Annotated in this window: 12 protein-coding genes; 5 read left to right on the top strand and 7 right to left on the bottom strand. The window is 69.5% G+C overall.

The window, feature by feature from the left end:
- Window positions 1-6: 6 nt before the first annotated feature.
- The 4 genes from pucL to ROP_RS06275 all read right to left on the bottom strand — a co-directional run bounded on the left by pucL (window position 7) and on the right by ROP_RS06275 (window position 2,835).
- Window positions 7-900 (bottom strand): factor-independent urate hydroxylase, encoded by an 894-nt coding sequence (gene pucL / locus ROP_RS06290; RefSeq protein ID WP_012688490.1) that lies wholly within the window; start codon window positions 898-900, stop codon window positions 7-9.
- 2 nt (window positions 901-902) lie between these two features.
- Window positions 903-1,247 carry a hydroxyisourate hydrolase gene (gene uraH, locus ROP_RS06285; protein WP_012688489.1) on the bottom strand — a complete coding sequence of 115 codons (345 nt, stop codon included), beginning with the start codon at window positions 1,245-1,247 and terminating at the stop codon, window positions 903-905.
- Window positions 1,244-1,753 (bottom strand): 2-oxo-4-hydroxy-4-carboxy-5-ureidoimidazoline decarboxylase, encoded by a 510-nt coding sequence (gene uraD, locus ROP_RS06280; protein WP_012688488.1) that lies wholly within the window; start codon window positions 1,751-1,753, stop codon window positions 1,244-1,246. Before uraD ends, uraH begins: the two co-directional genes overlap by 4 nt.
- Window positions 1,754-2,019: 266 nt before the next feature.
- Window positions 2,020-2,835 (bottom strand): shikimate 5-dehydrogenase, encoded by an 816-nt coding sequence (locus ROP_RS06275; RefSeq protein ID WP_012688487.1) that lies wholly within the window; start codon window positions 2,833-2,835, stop codon window positions 2,020-2,022.
- Between the two features lie 85 nt (window positions 2,836-2,920).
- Between ROP_RS06275 and ROP_RS06270 the strand changes: the two genes are divergently transcribed.
- Window positions 2,921-4,495 (top strand): molybdopterin-dependent oxidoreductase, encoded by a 1,575-nt coding sequence (locus ROP_RS06270; protein ID WP_012688486.1) that lies wholly within the window; start codon window positions 2,921-2,923, stop codon window positions 4,493-4,495.
- Window positions 4,496-4,500: 5 nt separating this feature from the next.
- Here ROP_RS06270 and ROP_RS06265 read toward each other — a convergent pair whose 3' ends face one another.
- The 3 genes from ROP_RS06265 to ROP_RS06255 form a co-directional block, all read right to left on the bottom strand.
- Complete coding sequence (locus ROP_RS06265) at window positions 4,501-5,202, bottom strand: HNH endonuclease family protein (RefSeq protein WP_012688485.1); 702 nt, start codon at window positions 5,200-5,202, stop codon at window positions 4,501-4,503.
- A gap of 65 nt (window positions 5,203-5,267) precedes the next feature.
- Window positions 5,268-5,585, bottom strand: coding sequence for a hypothetical protein (locus tag ROP_RS06260; protein ID WP_012688484.1), 318 nt, complete (start codon window positions 5,583-5,585; stop codon window positions 5,268-5,270).
- 73 nt (window positions 5,586-5,658) lie between these two features.
- Window positions 5,659-6,561 (bottom strand): NADP-dependent oxidoreductase, encoded by a 903-nt coding sequence (locus tag ROP_RS06255; RefSeq protein WP_043824302.1) that lies wholly within the window; start codon window positions 6,559-6,561, stop codon window positions 5,659-5,661.
- 361 nt (window positions 6,562-6,922) lie between these two features.
- Between ROP_RS06255 and ROP_RS06250 the strand changes: the two genes are divergently transcribed.
- The 4 genes from ROP_RS06250 to ROP_RS06235 are packed head-to-tail and all read left to right on the top strand — an operon-like array spanning window position 6,923 to window position 15,078.
- Complete coding sequence (locus tag ROP_RS06250) at window positions 6,923-9,754, top strand: DEAD/DEAH box helicase (RefSeq protein WP_043824299.1); 2,832 nt, start codon at window positions 6,923-6,925, stop codon at window positions 9,752-9,754.
- The gene (locus tag ROP_RS06245) at window positions 9,751-10,524 is read left to right on the top strand and encodes an SWIM zinc finger family protein (RefSeq protein ID WP_012688481.1); all 774 of its coding nucleotides are present in this window, start codon (window positions 9,751-9,753) and stop codon (window positions 10,522-10,524) included. Before ROP_RS06250 ends, ROP_RS06245 begins: the two co-directional genes overlap by 4 nt.
- Before the next feature lie 59 nt (window positions 10,525-10,583).
- The gene (locus tag ROP_RS06240; protein ID WP_012688480.1) at window positions 10,584-13,595 is read left to right on the top strand and encodes an ATP-binding protein; all 3,012 of its coding nucleotides are present in this window, start codon (window positions 10,584-10,586) and stop codon (window positions 13,593-13,595) included.
- Between the two features lie 49 nt (window positions 13,596-13,644).
- A complete protein-coding gene (locus ROP_RS06235; protein ID WP_012688479.1) occupies window positions 13,645-15,078 on the top strand; it encodes an FAD-binding oxidoreductase in 1,434 nt (477 codons plus the stop codon).
- The last annotated feature ends 55 nt before the right edge of the window (window positions 15,079-15,133 follow it).

The following is a 15,133-nucleotide window of genomic DNA, read 5'->3' as shown; positions in this document are numbered from 1 at the left end:
GCGCTCCTAGCAGAATCCGGGAACGGAATCCCAGGCGCGGCCGGCGTCGGGTGCGTCCTCACGCTCGACGGTCGCCTCGATCAACCCGTAGGGGCGGTCGGCCGCGAAGAACACCTCGCCGGGGTTGTCGAGTCCGAACGGCTCCAGATCGACCAGGAAGTGGTGTTTGTTCGGCATCGAGAACTTCACCTCGGCGATCTCGGGGTGCGCCTCGAGGACCGCCGAACCCATCTGGAACAGCGACTGCTGCAGCGCGAGCGAGTGGGTTGTGGCGAACGCCTCCAGCATGATCGACCGCACGTTCTCGAACGTCTTGTCGAAATCGACGTCGGTGGTGAGGTACCGCCATCGGGCACTGACCGAGGTGGCGAGGATCCGGTCGGATGTCTCCTGCAGGGTCGTGTACTTGTCCTTCGGGTATCCGCGAAACTCCGAACCCGTGGACTTCAGCACCACCATGTTGCTGAGGCCGGACACGACCCACGTGCGGTCGCCGTCGATGGTGACCACGGTGTTCCGCCGCTCGTCGCTCGATCGGACGAAGGAATGGTCGTGGCCCTCGCCGTCGACCGGGATCCGCGCCCACGAGTACTGCTCGATCTCCCAGCGGCCGCCCGTGATCCACTCGAACTCGCCGGTGAAGTGTTTGCCGAGTCGCATCGCGAACGACTCGATCGCGCCGACGCCGTCGCGAGCGAACGCGTACACCGTGTTCTTCTGGGTGTCCGTGGCCACGACGTGCGCGTTGTCGCCTGCGGTGTGTACCGCATCGAGGTCTCCGCGCAATTGCGAAGTGACGGTGACGTCTTCGATCTCGTGTCGCTTGGTGTCCCGGGTGATCTTGACCAACCGGACTTCCGCCTTGCCGTACTGGTTCTGGCCGAGCACGATCTGGCTCATGATTAGCTCCCTCGGTAGGTCGAGTATGCGAATGGGCTGAGAAGGACAGGTACGTGGTAGTGCTGTTCGCTGTCGGTGAGGGCGAACGTGATGGTGATGTCGGGGTAGAACGTCGGGCGTCCCTTCGCGGCGAAGTAACGTCCGGTGTCGAACACGATGCGGTAGGTGCCCGGCTCGAGTCGGGCAGGTCCCAGGGCCGCGGCGCGCCCGTCGTCGTCGGTGACGTCGTCGGCAACGGGGACCCAGGCCGAGTCTCGCCGGACCGCCAGCGTGACCGGGACCTCCCGCGCGGGCTTGCCTTCGGCCGCGTCCAGCACGTGGGTGGTGACGTGGCTGACGTCGCTCATGCGTCCAGCATCCCGGCGAGCCGGAGGGCGGCGATGTCGCGCAGTTCCTCTGCGACAACGGCCAATTCGCCTGCCTCGTCGTTGACCAGCCTGCGGTCGAGGGCGGTGAGGACATCGGACGTGCTGCGGCCGGCGGCGCGGATGAGGAACACCCGTCCGAACTTGTCCTCGTAGGCGCGGTTGCCGTCGGCGAGCCGTTTCTTCGCCTCCGCGTCGGACGAATCGACGTTCGACTGTTCCGTGCGGGCCAGCTGCGCCTCGGCGTCGTCGCCGCCCGGGGGTTCGCCGATCCGGGGGTGGTGCGCGAGTGCCCGTTCTATCTCCTCCGCGGAGAGGGGGCCCGCCCCCGTTCTGGCCGCGGTGAGCAACGAGGAGCGATCGGGGTACGGCCGGGCGGAGACGAGTTCGTCTGCCCACCGGGGGATGTCCAGGCAGATTCGCGCCCATGTCGTCGCCTCGGACTGTGAAGCCTCGTTGAATCGTCGGAGTCCTGCATCGAAAACCATGCGACCCTTCTTCCACAATGCGAAATAATGATTCCGTATAGAGAAGCGTGACAGGGGTCACAATGCGTGTCAAGACCCAAAATTGAATTAATCCAGATTCGGACAGCAGGGGGATTCGCGGGCGGGCGAAAGCGCGACGGGTCCCGGCGGCGGGGGCGGCGGAATTCCGATGAGAAAAGCGTTGTCGGGCAACAGCTCACGACAACGGCGCGCGGCTCGCCGACTTGCGTGCGAGCCGCTGCGCGGGCGTCTGGGCGGTGCTTACCTCACGAGCGTGAATACTCGGAGGCCCTGCGGATTTCTTCGGGGGACGGGCGCACGCCGGTGTAGAGGACGAATTGTTCCGCGGCCTGCAGCGCGATCACCTCGGCGCCCGTGATGACGGTCTTGTGGCGTTCGGCGGCGGCCCGGATCAGCGGCGTGGCGGCGGGCATCGCGACCACGTCGAACACGGCGTCCGCCGCGTCGATCGCGTCGAGTTCGAATGCCAGATCCTCGGCCTCGGGACCGCCCGCCATCCCGATGGGGGTGGCATTGATCAGCAGTCCCGGCCGGGCCGTGCCCAGTTCGGGTTGCCAGTCGAATCCGTACTGCTTCGCGACGGCGCCGCCCGTCGTCTCGTTGCGGGCGATGACGGTGACGTCGGTGAACCCGTAGTCGCGCACAGCGGCGACCACGGCCTTGGCCATGCCGCCGCTCCCCGCCACCGCCACCGACAGCGAATGAGGCAACGCGTTGTCGCGCAACAGGTTCGCGATGGCCTGATAGTCGGTGTTGTAGGCGTGCAACACCCCGTCCTCGTTGACGACCGTGTTGACGGACTCGATGACCGACGCCGACTCGTGCATCACGTCGACGTAGTCGATGATCTGCTCCTTGAACGGCATGGAGACACCGGCACCGCGGATCCCGAGCGCCCGGATGCCGCCGACCGCGGCCTGGAGGTCGTTGGTGGTGAAGGCTTTGTACACGAAGTTGAGGCCCAGCTCGCCGTACAGGTAATTGTGAAACCGGGTGCCGATGTTGCTCGGCCGACCGGAGAGCGAGATGCAGAGAAGGGTATCTTTGTCGAGCTGGTTCATCCGGTAAATACTAGTGGTGGGCTCCCATCCGTGCGCGTTCTCAGCTCCGAATACACGGTGACGACGGCAAAGGAGCAAGGCTGCGATGACTACCACGATCGGTGACCGGCACGAGGCGGCGCGGACGCCACGGCGACGGCGGCACCTGTTCTCGCGCGCGCTCGCCGGAGTGATCGCCGCCGGCGTGGTACTCGGCGTCGGCGAACTGCTGGCGGTGCTGATCGACCCGAACGCGTCGCCGTTCTACGCGGTCGGATCGACGACGGTGGACCGCAGTCCTGCCTGGGCCCGCGAGTTCGCGATCGACACGTTCGGCACCAACGACAAACCCGCGCTGTTCGTGGGCATGACGATCCTCATCGTGCTCCTCGCCGCGGTCGCGGGGATCGTCGAGCGTCCCCGCGCGCCGTTCGGCAGCGTGATTCTCGCGGTCCTGGGACTGGTGGGAATCTATGCGTCCACCCAGCGTCCCAGCGCGACATGGGTGTACGCGCTGCCGACCGTGGTGGGGGTCGTCGCCGGTATCGCGGTCCTGCGGGTGCTGGCGGCAACCGCGCGGGCGCCCGAGAACTCGGATTCGGAGGATTCGTGGTTGCCGCGCCGCACCTTTCTCCTGTTGGCCGCCGGAGCCGCGGCGACGGCCGCGGCCGCGGGAGCCGCGGGCCGGTACCTCGGACAACAGGTCGCGGGCGCCGTGGACAACCGCCGCGCCTTCGCGATTCCCGGGGTGAGCGACCGGGCGGCCGCGATCGCTCCGGGCACCGACATCGGCGTGCCGGGCGGCACCCCGTTCGTCACGTCGAACGAGGACTTCTACCGGATCGACACCGCCCTCCGGGTGCCGCGGCTGACCACGGACGACTGGCAACTGCGCATCCACGGCATGGTGGACCGTGAACTCACCCTCTCGTGGGACGACCTGATCGCGCGGACGCCCGTCGAACGGGTGATCACGCTGACGTGTGTGTCCAACGAGGTGGGCGGAAATCTCGCAGGCAATGCCACGTGGATCGGCTACCCCATCAAGGACATCCTCGACGAGGCAGGCGTGCACCCCGACGCCGACATGCTGCTGTCCACGAGCAGCGACGATTTCACGGCGGGCACCCCGGTCGCGGCACTGCAGGACGGGCGCGACGCGATCCTCGCGGTCGCGATGAACGGTCAGCCGCTGCCGTTCGAACACGGTTACCCCGTGCGGCAGGTCGTTCCCGGTCTCTACGGCTACGTGTCGGCCACCAAATGGGTGGTGGATTGGGAACTCACCCGATTCGACAAGGCCGAGGCCTACTGGACGAAGCGCGGATGGTCCGCGGAAGGTCCGATCAAGACGGCGTCCCGGATCGACGTGCCCGCCCCGTTCGCACCCACCGCGCCCGGTCCGGTACTCGTCGCCGGAACCGCGTGGGCGCAGCACCGCGGCATCGAGAAGGTGGAGGTACGGGTCGACAACGGCGCGTGGCAGACCGCGACCCTCGCCCCGCAGTACAGCATCGACACCTGGCGGCAGTGGACGTGGGAGTGGGAGGCCGCGTCCGGCCTGCACACTCTCCAGGTGCGCGCCACCGATCTGGACGGCAACGTGCAGGTGGAGGAGCGGACGCCGCCGATACCCGGTGGCGCCACCGGCTGGCACACGCGGTCCTTCACTGTCGCCTGAGGCGATCACGGACACCGCTCCGCCACCTCGGCGAGCGCGTCGCGGTCCGCCCGGGTCACCGGAAGTCCGTACTCCACCGCCACCGAGAGGTACTTGCCCGCGTAGAAGCAGTGATACGCCGGATTCGGTGGCAGCCAGTCCTGCGGGGTCTGGTCGCCCTTGTCCTGATTGTCGGCACCGTTGACGGCCAGCAGGTTGAACGTGACGTCGTTGGCGAACCGGATCCGGCGGTCGGGCGACCACGTCGACGCGCCCATGTCCCACGCCGCCGCCAGCGGGTAGACGTGGTCGATCTGGACGGCTTTCGCGTCCGCCCGGTCGAACGGGAGCACCTCGCCGGAGTACGGATCGGCCAGGACCCCGCTCAGCACCACGCAGTCGCGGGTGCCGTCGCGGAAGACCGGCGACCGGAGATCGATTGCCAGAACGTTGTTGCGGGTGTCGCACCCGTCGTGACCGCCTGCGGCGTCCTGGTCGTCGGTCCAGGCCGGTCCGAAGACGCACAGCTCCCTGCCGGAACACCCACGCTGGTATCCGCCGGGGTGCGGGCGTGATTCGACCGTGGCGACCCGCCCGAGCAACTCCTCGATGTGCGCGCGGGGCGGGCTGCCCGGCGCGGGGGCGTCGCCCAGGTCGAGAAGCGACACCCCGCAGCCGCCGGCCGACAGGATCACGGCCAGCCACGCCGTCACGTACAGAAGTCTCATGCGTCCCCCGGCGCTCGAACACTCTCCCCCTACCGTCCAGGAGTATGCACCGGGCCCCCGACAGGTCAGCTGAAGGGCAGGCGCACCGCGGCGATCGACGACACGTGCGTGCCGTCGTGGCCGATGACCCAGGAACCGCCGCTCTGCCGGCATTCGGCGAGCAGGTCGAGGGTGCGCAAAAGGAAGAAGATCGCCTCGCTGGCGACGGGGGTGACCGCAAGACGGTGTGCCTCACCGTGTTTCATTCCGTCGAGCCACACCCCCGACTGCCCGTCGAGGCGGATGGTGACGATGTGCGTGGCATCGACGAAGGCGTACTTCCGTTGCTCCCACGGGGTGGTGAGCGCGTACCCCTGTTCGAGAACCTGGATCAGGATGCTCATGGCCGACTCCCGAGAGTTTCCGGCAGCTACGTCTCTCCAGCATCTACCTCGGACCGGGTGAACGCCAGACCCGCTAACCGAACTCGATCACCACCTTGCCGCTCGTGTGACCGGATTCGACCGTCGCGAGAGCGTCGCCGGCGTGGGCGAACGGGAACCGGTGGGCGACCCGTGGGTCGAGGGTCCCGTCGGCCACCAGCGCGGCCACCTCCGCGAACACCGCGGACGTGCGGCGCCGTTCCACTCCCGAGCCGCCGAGGTCCCGCGCCGCGAGCGGGTCGCCGACACTGATTATCGCCGCCGGGTCCGTCACCACCCGCGCCGCCTCGGCCAGCGCGTCGCCGCCGACCAGATCGAAGACGGCGTCCACCGGGCCGGGCACGCGTTCGGCGAGTCCGTCCCCGGACGCCACCCACGTGGCGCCGAGCGACTCGACGACCTCCCGCTTGCCCTCGCTCGCGACCCCGATCACCGTGACCTCCCGGGCCGCGGCCAACTGCAGCGCCGCGACCCCCACGCCACCGCCCGCACCGACGACGAGCAACCGGCTGCCGGGAGCCAGGTCCAGGGTGGTCAGCGCGTCGTAGGCGGTCCCCGCCGCGACCGGGAGCGTGGCCGCGTCGGCGAACGAGACCGCGTCGGGCTTGTGTGCCGCAGAGGCCGTGTTGACCAGGGTGTGCTCGGTGTATCCGCCGAACCCGGTGGCGGTCGCGCCGAAGACGGCGTCACCGACCGCGAACCCCGTCACCCGGGGGCCCACATCGGCGACCACGCCCGCGACCTCCCGGCCGAGAACCGCGGGAAGTGTGACGGGAACGGTGTCCTTTCGTGATCCCGCCCGCACCTTCCAATCGGCGGGATTCACGCCCGCCGCGTGGACGGTGACCAGCAGCTGTCCGGCTCCGGGGGAGGGAACGGGGACGTCGAAGAACTGCTGCGTCTCGGGGCCGCCGTACTCGCTGAAGCCGTATGCCATGCTCACGCCCACAGTCCTATCACGAACCAGGACCCGGATCCGGGCACGAAGAAGGCCCGCCGAACCGGTGTCGGCGGGCCTTTCTCGCGAGAACTCAGCCGCCCAGGGACCCCAGGGACCCTGTGCCTCCGCCACCACCCATCAACGGTCCGAGGACCTGGATGAGCTGAACGAGAACCTGCAACATCTGTGCCATGTCCATTTCGTCTTCCTCCGATCACTGCGATCTACGAACGGCAGCGATCCCGGTCGATCCCGGCGTGGACAGCCGCCACCTCGTTCATCGGCAGAATCTCGTCGAGGGTTACAGCCCCGAGCAGGGATTTCTCCCGCTGTCGGTTGCGCCTGATTGGATGGGTGCATGCTGCACGGCCTCTGGACACCCGGTTCGGGTCTCATGCTGTGGGTCGGGGACCGGAATCCGGCCGCCGAGGAGCCGTCGGACGCGGTCGGACGGGTGCTGGCGCGGAAGTTCCGCCACCACGTGAAGGTGCCGATGCCGACCCCGTCGGGCCCGGAGATGCTCGAGTGGGCCGCGGTCGCACTCGCTCCGCCCGACGCGACCGACTTCCTGCTGTCGGTGTCGGCCCGCGACCCCCGGATCGCGGGGGATCTGCGCTACCTGGCCCACGTGGCGCGCGGTGTCGAGCGGTGGGTCCGCGCGGGACGCGTCGTGCCGGAGGTACACCGGGCGGAGGGCGGCTGGTGGCCGCGCTGGCGGCTGCTCGGTGGCGAACGGCAGCGTGCCTGGCTCACGGAACTGTCGGTCGCGATGCCCCCGGTCCAGCGGCACGGAACCACCCCGCGGGCGGTGCTCGACGACATGGTGACCGAGTTGACCGACCCCGTCGCCCGGCGGGTTCTCGGCGGCGGGCACCCCGAAAATTCCGGTGCCGGCGCGGAGCACCCGCTGATCGAGGCGCTGGTGCGGGGCGAGGACTTCGCCGAGGGCACCGCCCTGCTCGCGGGTTCCCTCGACGGGTGGCGCGACAGCCTGAAGGTGGACGAGCCCGAACTGGTGCTGCGTCTGCTCGAGCCGGACGACGTGGACGTGGAGGGTGATTGGGACCCGGACACGGTGCTGTGGCGGCTGCAGGTGTGCCTGCGACCGGAAGGTGAAGCGCCGGTGCCGATTCCGCTGCACCGCACGGAGGCGAGCCGCCTGCAGACCGGGGTTCGCAAACTGACCGAGGCCGTCGCCGCCTACCCGCGACTGCAGGACGTCCCCAGCGACCCCGACAGTCTCGACCTGATGCTGCCCACCGCGGTGGTCATCGACCTCGTCGGGCACGGTGCGGTGGCGTTGAAGGAGAAGGGCATCAGCCTGCTGCTGCCGCGGGCGTGGAGTGTGGCGTCGCCGTCGATGCGACTGCGGGTGAGCTCGCCGAGCACCCCGGCGAGCGCCGAGAACCGGTCCGTCGGCAAAGACCAGCTGGTGCAGTACAACTGGGAACTCGCACTCGGCGACACGGTGCTCACCGCCGCGGAGATGAACCGGCTGGTCAATTCGAAGAGCGATCTCGTGCGGCTGCGCGGTGAATGGGTCCGGGCCGATCGGGAGGTGCTCTCCCGCGCCGCGCGGTACGTGGCCGAACGGCACGGCAGCGGCGACCGCGCCATCGTGGACCTGCTGAAAGACCTCATCGCGGACGATCTGTCCGACCTCCCTGTCGAGGAGGTCACCGCCACCGGCTGGGCGGCCGCGCTGCTCGACGGCGACACGAAGCCGCAGGACGTGCCGACCCCGGACGGGCTGGACGCCACGCTGCGGCCGTACCAGAAGCGGGGGCTCGACTGGCTGGTGTTCATGAGCAGGCTCGGCCTCGGCGCGGTCCTGGCCGACGACATGGGTCTCGGCAAGACGCTGCAGTTGCTCGCGCTGCTGGCACACGAGAGCGCCGCCACGCCGACCCTGCTGGTGTGCCCGATGTCCGTGGTCGGCAACTGGCAGCGCGAGGCGGCGCGCTTCGTTCCCTCGCTGCGGGTGCAGGTCCACCACGGTCCGCAGCGCCTGAGCGGCGACGACCTCACCGCCGCCGTGACGCAGAGCGACCTGGTGATCACCACGTACGCGCTGCTCGCCCGCGACGTCGCGCAGCTGAGAGAGCAGGACTGGCGGAGGGTCGTGCTGGACGAGGCGCAACACATCAAGAATGCGAAGACGGGGCAGGCGAGGGCGGCCCGCAGCATCCCGGCGGAGCACCGCGTCGCGTTGACGGGCACTCCGGTCGAGAACCGGCTGGACGAACTGTGCTCCATCCTCGATTTCGCGAACTCGGGGATCCTGGGTTCGGAGGCGATGTTCCGCAAGCGGTTCGTGGTGCCGATCGAGCGGGAGCAGGACGAGACGGCCATCGCCCGGCTCCGCGCCGTCACGTCCCCGTTCGTGCTGCGCCGCGTCAAGACCGATCCCGCGGTCATCGCCGACCTCCCGGACAAGTTCGAGATGACGGTCCGCGCCAACCTCACCGCCGAGCAGGCCGCGCTGTACCGGGCGGTCGTCGACGACATGATGGCGCAGATCAAGGACAAGAAGGGGATGAAGCGCAAGGGCGCCGTCCTCGCCGCGCTGACGAAACTCAAGCAGGTGTGCAATCATCCGGCGCACTTCCTGCGCGACGGGTCGGCGGTGATGCGGCGGGGGCAGCACCGCTCCGGCAAGCTGGGGCTCGTCGAGGACATTCTCGATTCCGTCGTCGCGGACGGCGAGAAGGCGTTGCTGTTCACCCAGTTCCGTGAATTCGGTGACCTCGTCGTCCCCTACCTCGCCGAACGTTTCGGTACCCCCGTGCCGTTTCTGCACGGGGGTGTTCCCAAGCAGAAGCGCGACGACATGGTGGCCTCGTTCCAGGGCGACGACGGGCCGCCGATCATGATGCTGTCGCTGAAGGCAGGCGGAACCGGGCTGAACCTCACCGCGGCCAATCACGTCGTCCACCTCGACCGGTGGTGGAACCCGGCGGTCGAGAACCAGGCCACGGACCGCGCGTTCCGGATCGGCCAGCGGCGGGACGTGCAGGTGCGCAAGCTCGTGTGCGTCGGCACCCTGGAGGAGCGGATCGACGCCATGATCGCCACCAAGCAGGAACTGGCGGACCTCGCCGTCGGGACGGGCGAGAACTGGGTGACGGAGATGAGCACCGAACAGCTGGGCGAACTGCTGCGGCTCGGTGACGAGGCGGTGGGCGAATGACGAATCGGCGCCCCGGGCCGTACTTCGGTCAGTACGGCCGACGCCGTCCCGTGACGGGCGGGCTGGAGGCACGGTCCCGGCGTGGGTCGTTCGGCCGCACGTGGTGGGGCCGCGAATTCCTCGACATCATCGAATTCGTCGCCGACAAGGGCCGGATGAGCCGCGGCCGGAGTTACGCGCGCAGCGGTCAGGTGATCTCGCTCGAGATCGCAGGCGGGACGGTGACGGGGGAGGTTCAGGGCAGTCAGCTCCAGCCGTTCGTGGCCACCGTCTCGATCGATCGCCTCGACGCGTCGGAGATCGCCGAACTGGTCGCACTGGTGCGCCGGCAACCGGGCAGCCTGGCCATGCTGGCGGGCGGCGGGGTGCCGGAGGCGCTCGGCCCCCTGCTGCTGCCCGCCGGGGCGTCCGCGCTGAACTACGACTGCACCTGCCCGGACGACGGGTGGCCGTGCAAGCATGCGGCGGCGGTCGCGTACCTCACCACCGAACGCATCGACGAGAACCCGCTCGAGATCCTGACGCTGCGCGGCGTCGATCTGGACATGCTGATCGAGGGCGTCGGGGGCGACTCCTCCGACGCGGACGTCGACGACTGGTTCGGTGACGAGTCCTCGCTGCCCGGCCTGCCCGACGCCGACTTCCGGGCCGCGATCGACGACCTCGACCCCCTCCTGCTGCGGAAGGCTATCCGCTCGGTCAGTGAGGACGAGCGTGCGGTGGACGCCGCGATCCGGGAGCTGAAAGCGCTGTACCAGCACTTCCGCTGACCGTGCGATGATGAGGACGCGGAAGCTCGCCTCGCTCCGCGACCGGGAGCTGGTCAGTCATGTTGACGGTCTACCTGCTCGGCGAGCAGCGCGTGTCGAACCCGGAGGACGACCGGGCCGGCACCGTCTCGTCACGGGCGATCGCGCTGCTGGCCTACCTCGTGCTGCACGCCGGTCTCGCCCAGTCCCGGACCCGGCTCGCCGGGCTGTTCTGGCCCGAGTCGAGCGAACAGCAGGCCCGCACCAACCTGCGGCGGGAACTGCACAACCTGCGCGGACTTCTCGGATCGGACGGTGCGCCGACTGCGGACGGGCCGACGCTGACGTGGACCGACTCGCCGTCGTGCCGGGTGGACGTCGATACGTTCCGCACCGAGCGGTCGGCCGCTCTCGCCGCCCTCGGCGATTCCGACTCCCGGTCATTTCTCGAACACGCGGACCGCGCGATCGACACCTATCGCGGTGACCTCATGCCCGGGGCGTACGACGACTGGGTTCTCGATCATCGCGACGTGCTGCGCCGCCAGTGCGTCGAACTCTGCGAGGCGATGGTGCGGGTGCTGCGGGAGTCGGGTGAGGTGGAGACGGCGACGGCGTGCGCCCGCCGGCGCATCCAACTCGACCCGCTGGCGGAGGTCGGGTACCGGACGCTCATGGAACTGCAGGCCGCATCGGGTGACCGGGCGGCGGCGATGACCACGTACCACCGATGCGCGGCGGTGCTGGAGACCGAACTCGGGGTCGCGCCGGGCGCCGCGACCACCCGGCTGTTCGACAACCTGCTGGGGGAGCAACCCGCCGCGGCTCCCCGGCCCGACCACGTTCGGACGGCGACGCCCGCCCTGATCGGGCGCGAGCGCGAACGCGGGGAGTTGCAGCGGCGGTGGCGGCAGACCCTCGACGGCAGGCAGGGGCTGCTGCTCGTCTCGGGTGACGCCGGGGTCGGCAAGACCCGGCTGACCACGGAACTCGCGGAGATCGCCCGCGCCGACGGCGCGGTCGTCGTCACCGCCCGCTGTTTCGGACTGCCGGGGCGCGTTGCACTGGCTCCCGTCGCCGAATGGCTCCGCAGCCCGGAACTGCAGTCCGCGATCACGTCCCTGAACCCGTTGTGGCGGGTGGAGGTCGAGCGGCTGGTCCCGAGCGCCGAGGCCACGCCGCGACCGTCGACGTCCCGGGCGATGGTCGACGCGTGGCAGCGGCACCGCTTCTTCGAGGGAACGGCGCGCGCGGTGCTGTCGCCCGGCCGGCCGGTCCTGCTCGTCCTGGACGATCTGCAATGGTGCGACGCGGAGACGACGGCATGGCTGGCCTTCCTGCTGTCCCTCGAGTCCCCGCTGCGGGTACTGGTCGCGGCGACCGCCCGCACGGACGAGACGCAGTCCCGCCGCGACGTGACGGACGCGTTGCGGGTCCTGCGGTCGGCGCGACTGGTCACGGACGTCGAGGTGGACCCGCTGACCGCCGACGGGACCGCCGAACTGGCGAGATCCCTCGGTGGCCGGGAGCTGGGTCCCGCGGAGGAGGCGGTGCTGTACGCCGCCACCGGGGGCTATCCGCTGTACGTCGTCGAGGCCGCCCGGATGGTGCCCGGCCCGGACGCGACCGGATCCGGCGGAGCCGCCGACGACCTCGGGGCGGTGCTGCAGCGGCGGCTCGAACAATGTTCGGAACCCGCGCGGGAGGTCGCGGGCCTGGCCGCGGCGCTCGGCACCGATTTCGACCTGGACCTGCTCAGCGAGGCGAGCGACCTGGATGCGGATCCTCTCGTTCAGGCGGTCGACGAACTGTGGCGGCGGAGAATCCTTCGGCCGGCGGGCAGCGGCTACGATTTCGTGCACGACCTGGTCCGCGAGGCCGCGTACCGCTCGGTGGGCCCGCCGCGGCGCTGGCTCCTGCATCGCCGCCTGGCGCAGGGCCTCGAACTCCTCCACACCGGCCGCACCGACGACGTGGCACTGCAGCTCGCCGAGCAGTATCGACGGGGCGGTCGCCCCGACCGCGCGCTTCACTATCTGCAGCGCGCCGCCGAGGGGGCGGCAGGAGTGTTCGCGAACGCCGAGGCCCTGCGACACTTCCGGCACTGCCTGGACCTCCTCGAAGCGATGCCCGCCGGGCGTAACCGTGATGCGCACGAGATGGACGTGCGGCAGGCCATGTCGGCGCCGCTGACCACGCTGTACGGGTACTCTTCGGCCGAGCTCGAGCAGACCTTGGACCGCACCGCGGAGCTCGGGCAGAAACTGCGCCGGCCGACGGTGGTACTCGCGGCTCTGATCGGGTTGTTCGCGGTGCACTTCGTGCAGGGGCACACCGCGCAGGCGCACGGTATCGGCGTGCGCGCACTCGAATTGTCTGCGGCCGAACCCCAATTCGAGGGTCAGGCGCAGTTCTCCGTGGCGGGCGCTGCCCTGGGCCTGGGCCGCCCGGCGGAGGCGATCGACCATTTCGACCGGGCGCGGGCGGCGTTCTCCGACGACTATTCGTTCATCCTCGGTACCCGGCTCGAGGTCCATGCCCGCGCGTGGGAGTCGCACGCGTACTGGATGATCGGCGACGACGAGGCGGCCGTGCAGTCGTGTGCGGAGGCCCTCGCGCTGGGCCGGACCTGCGGTCACCCCTACAGTCTCGCGGTCGCGTTGGGATACGCGTCGGTGCTGCATCAGATCCGTGGCGACGAAGTCGCGCTGCTCGCCTCGGTCACCGAGTTGCGGGAGCTGTGCGAGCGCTACAGCTTCGCGTACTACAGCCAGTGGTCCCAGATCCTCGAGGGCAGGCTCCTCGGCGGCGAACCGGGAATCGCGAAGATTCGTGAGGGACTCGACCGGTTGCGGCGACAGCGGGCATTCGCGCGCATGCCGTATTGGCTCTCGCTGCTGGCGGAGGTGCAGATCGAGGTCGGGGACATCGGCGCGGCACGCGCGACGCTCGACGCCGCCCGGATCGCCGCCGAGCAACGCGACGACCGCTGGTGGTTGCCGCAGGTGCTGCGACTCCGTGCGGATCTCGGACCGTTCGCGGGAGGTGTTCCGGCGCGAACGGTGCGCGAACGCGGGCTTCCTACGGTGTGAATTACCAGGTACGGCCCGTTTCGGGGCCCGCCGAATCGAGGAGAAGGTCATGAGCACCACCATCACGAACTCGACCCCGTCGACGACGACACCGCCGCCCTTCGCGGAACTGGCCGCGTCACTGCGCGGTGAACTGATCACTCCCGACGACGCCGGCTACGACGACGCGCGTGCGGTGTACAACGCCATGATCGACCGTCGGCCGGCCGCCATTGCGCGGTGCGCCAACGCTGCGGATGTCGTCGCGTGCGTGCGGTTCGCGCGGGAGCAGGGCGTCGAACTCGCGGTCCGCGGCGGGGGACACAACGCGGGAGGCCTCGGCGTGTGGGACGACGCCCTCGTGATCGATCTGTCGGGGATGCGCTCCACCACCGTCTCGCCCGCCGACCGGACGGTCCGGGTGGACGGCGGATGCACCTGGAGCGACGTCGACCACGCGACCGTGCCGTTCGGCATGGCCACCCCGTCCGGATTCATCGCCTCCACCGGTGTCGGCGGGCTGACACTCGGCGGCGGAATCGGCTATCTGACGCGCCGCTTCGGGCTCACCGTGGACAATTTGCTCAGCGCCGACGTCGTCCTCGCCGACGGCACACTGGTGACGGCGAGCGAGCGATCGCACCCGGACCTGTTCTGGGCGCTGCGGGGCGGCGGCGGAAACTTCGGCGTCGTCACGTCGTTCCAGTTCGCGTGTCACGACATCGGCAACCATGGAAACGTGGTCGGTGGTCCGGTGCTGTACGACCTGGAGGACACCCCCGACGTGATGCGGTGGTACCGCGAACTCCTGCCGTCGCTGCCCGAGGAACTCAACGGCTGGATCGGCCTGCTGACCATTCCGCCGGCGCCGCCGTTCCCCGAGGAACTGTGGGGACGCAAGGCGTGCGGCATCGTCTGGTGCTACACGGGCGACCCGGGCAAGGCCGACGCGGTGCTCGAACCGATCCGCCGGTTCGGAAACCCGCTACTGGTGGGACTCGGCGAAATGCCCTTCACGGCATTGCAATCCGCCTTCGACGCACTGTACCCGGCAGGATTGCAGTGGTACTGGCGCGCAGATTTCGTCCGGGAGATCTCCGACGACGCGATCGACATCCATCTGGAGTTCGGCCGCCGGCTGCCGACCGGGCATTCGACGATGCACATGTACCCGATCGACGGCTCGGCGACGCGGGTGGGCGAGGACGCCACGGCGTTCGCGTACCGGGACGGCGGCTGGGCCGGGGTGATCGTCGGTGTCGATCCCGATCCGGCCAACGCCGGGATCATCACGGACTGGGCCAAGGGATACTGGGAGGCCCTGCACCCGACGACCGCGGGCGGGGCGTACGTCAACTTCATGATGTCCGAGGGCGAGGACCGCGTGCGTGCCTCCTACCTCGGCAACTACGACCGGCTGGCGCAGGTGAAGGCGAAGTACGATCCGGACAACCTGTTCCATGTGAACCAGAACATCCGCCCCGCGGTCCGGTCGGAGCAGTAGTCTGGGCCGACCTCCGACCGAGAGGATCGACCGTCATCAGTACCTCCCGAGACGA

Origin of the sequence: Rhodococcus opacus B4 (genome assembly GCF_000010805.1) — a bacterium.
GTDB lineage: Bacteria > Actinomycetota > Actinomycetes > Mycobacteriales > Mycobacteriaceae > Rhodococcus_F > Rhodococcus_F opacus_C.
The sequence above is the reverse complement of the archived record's forward strand: the minus strand, read 5'-3'. Positions and strand labels throughout refer to the sequence as shown.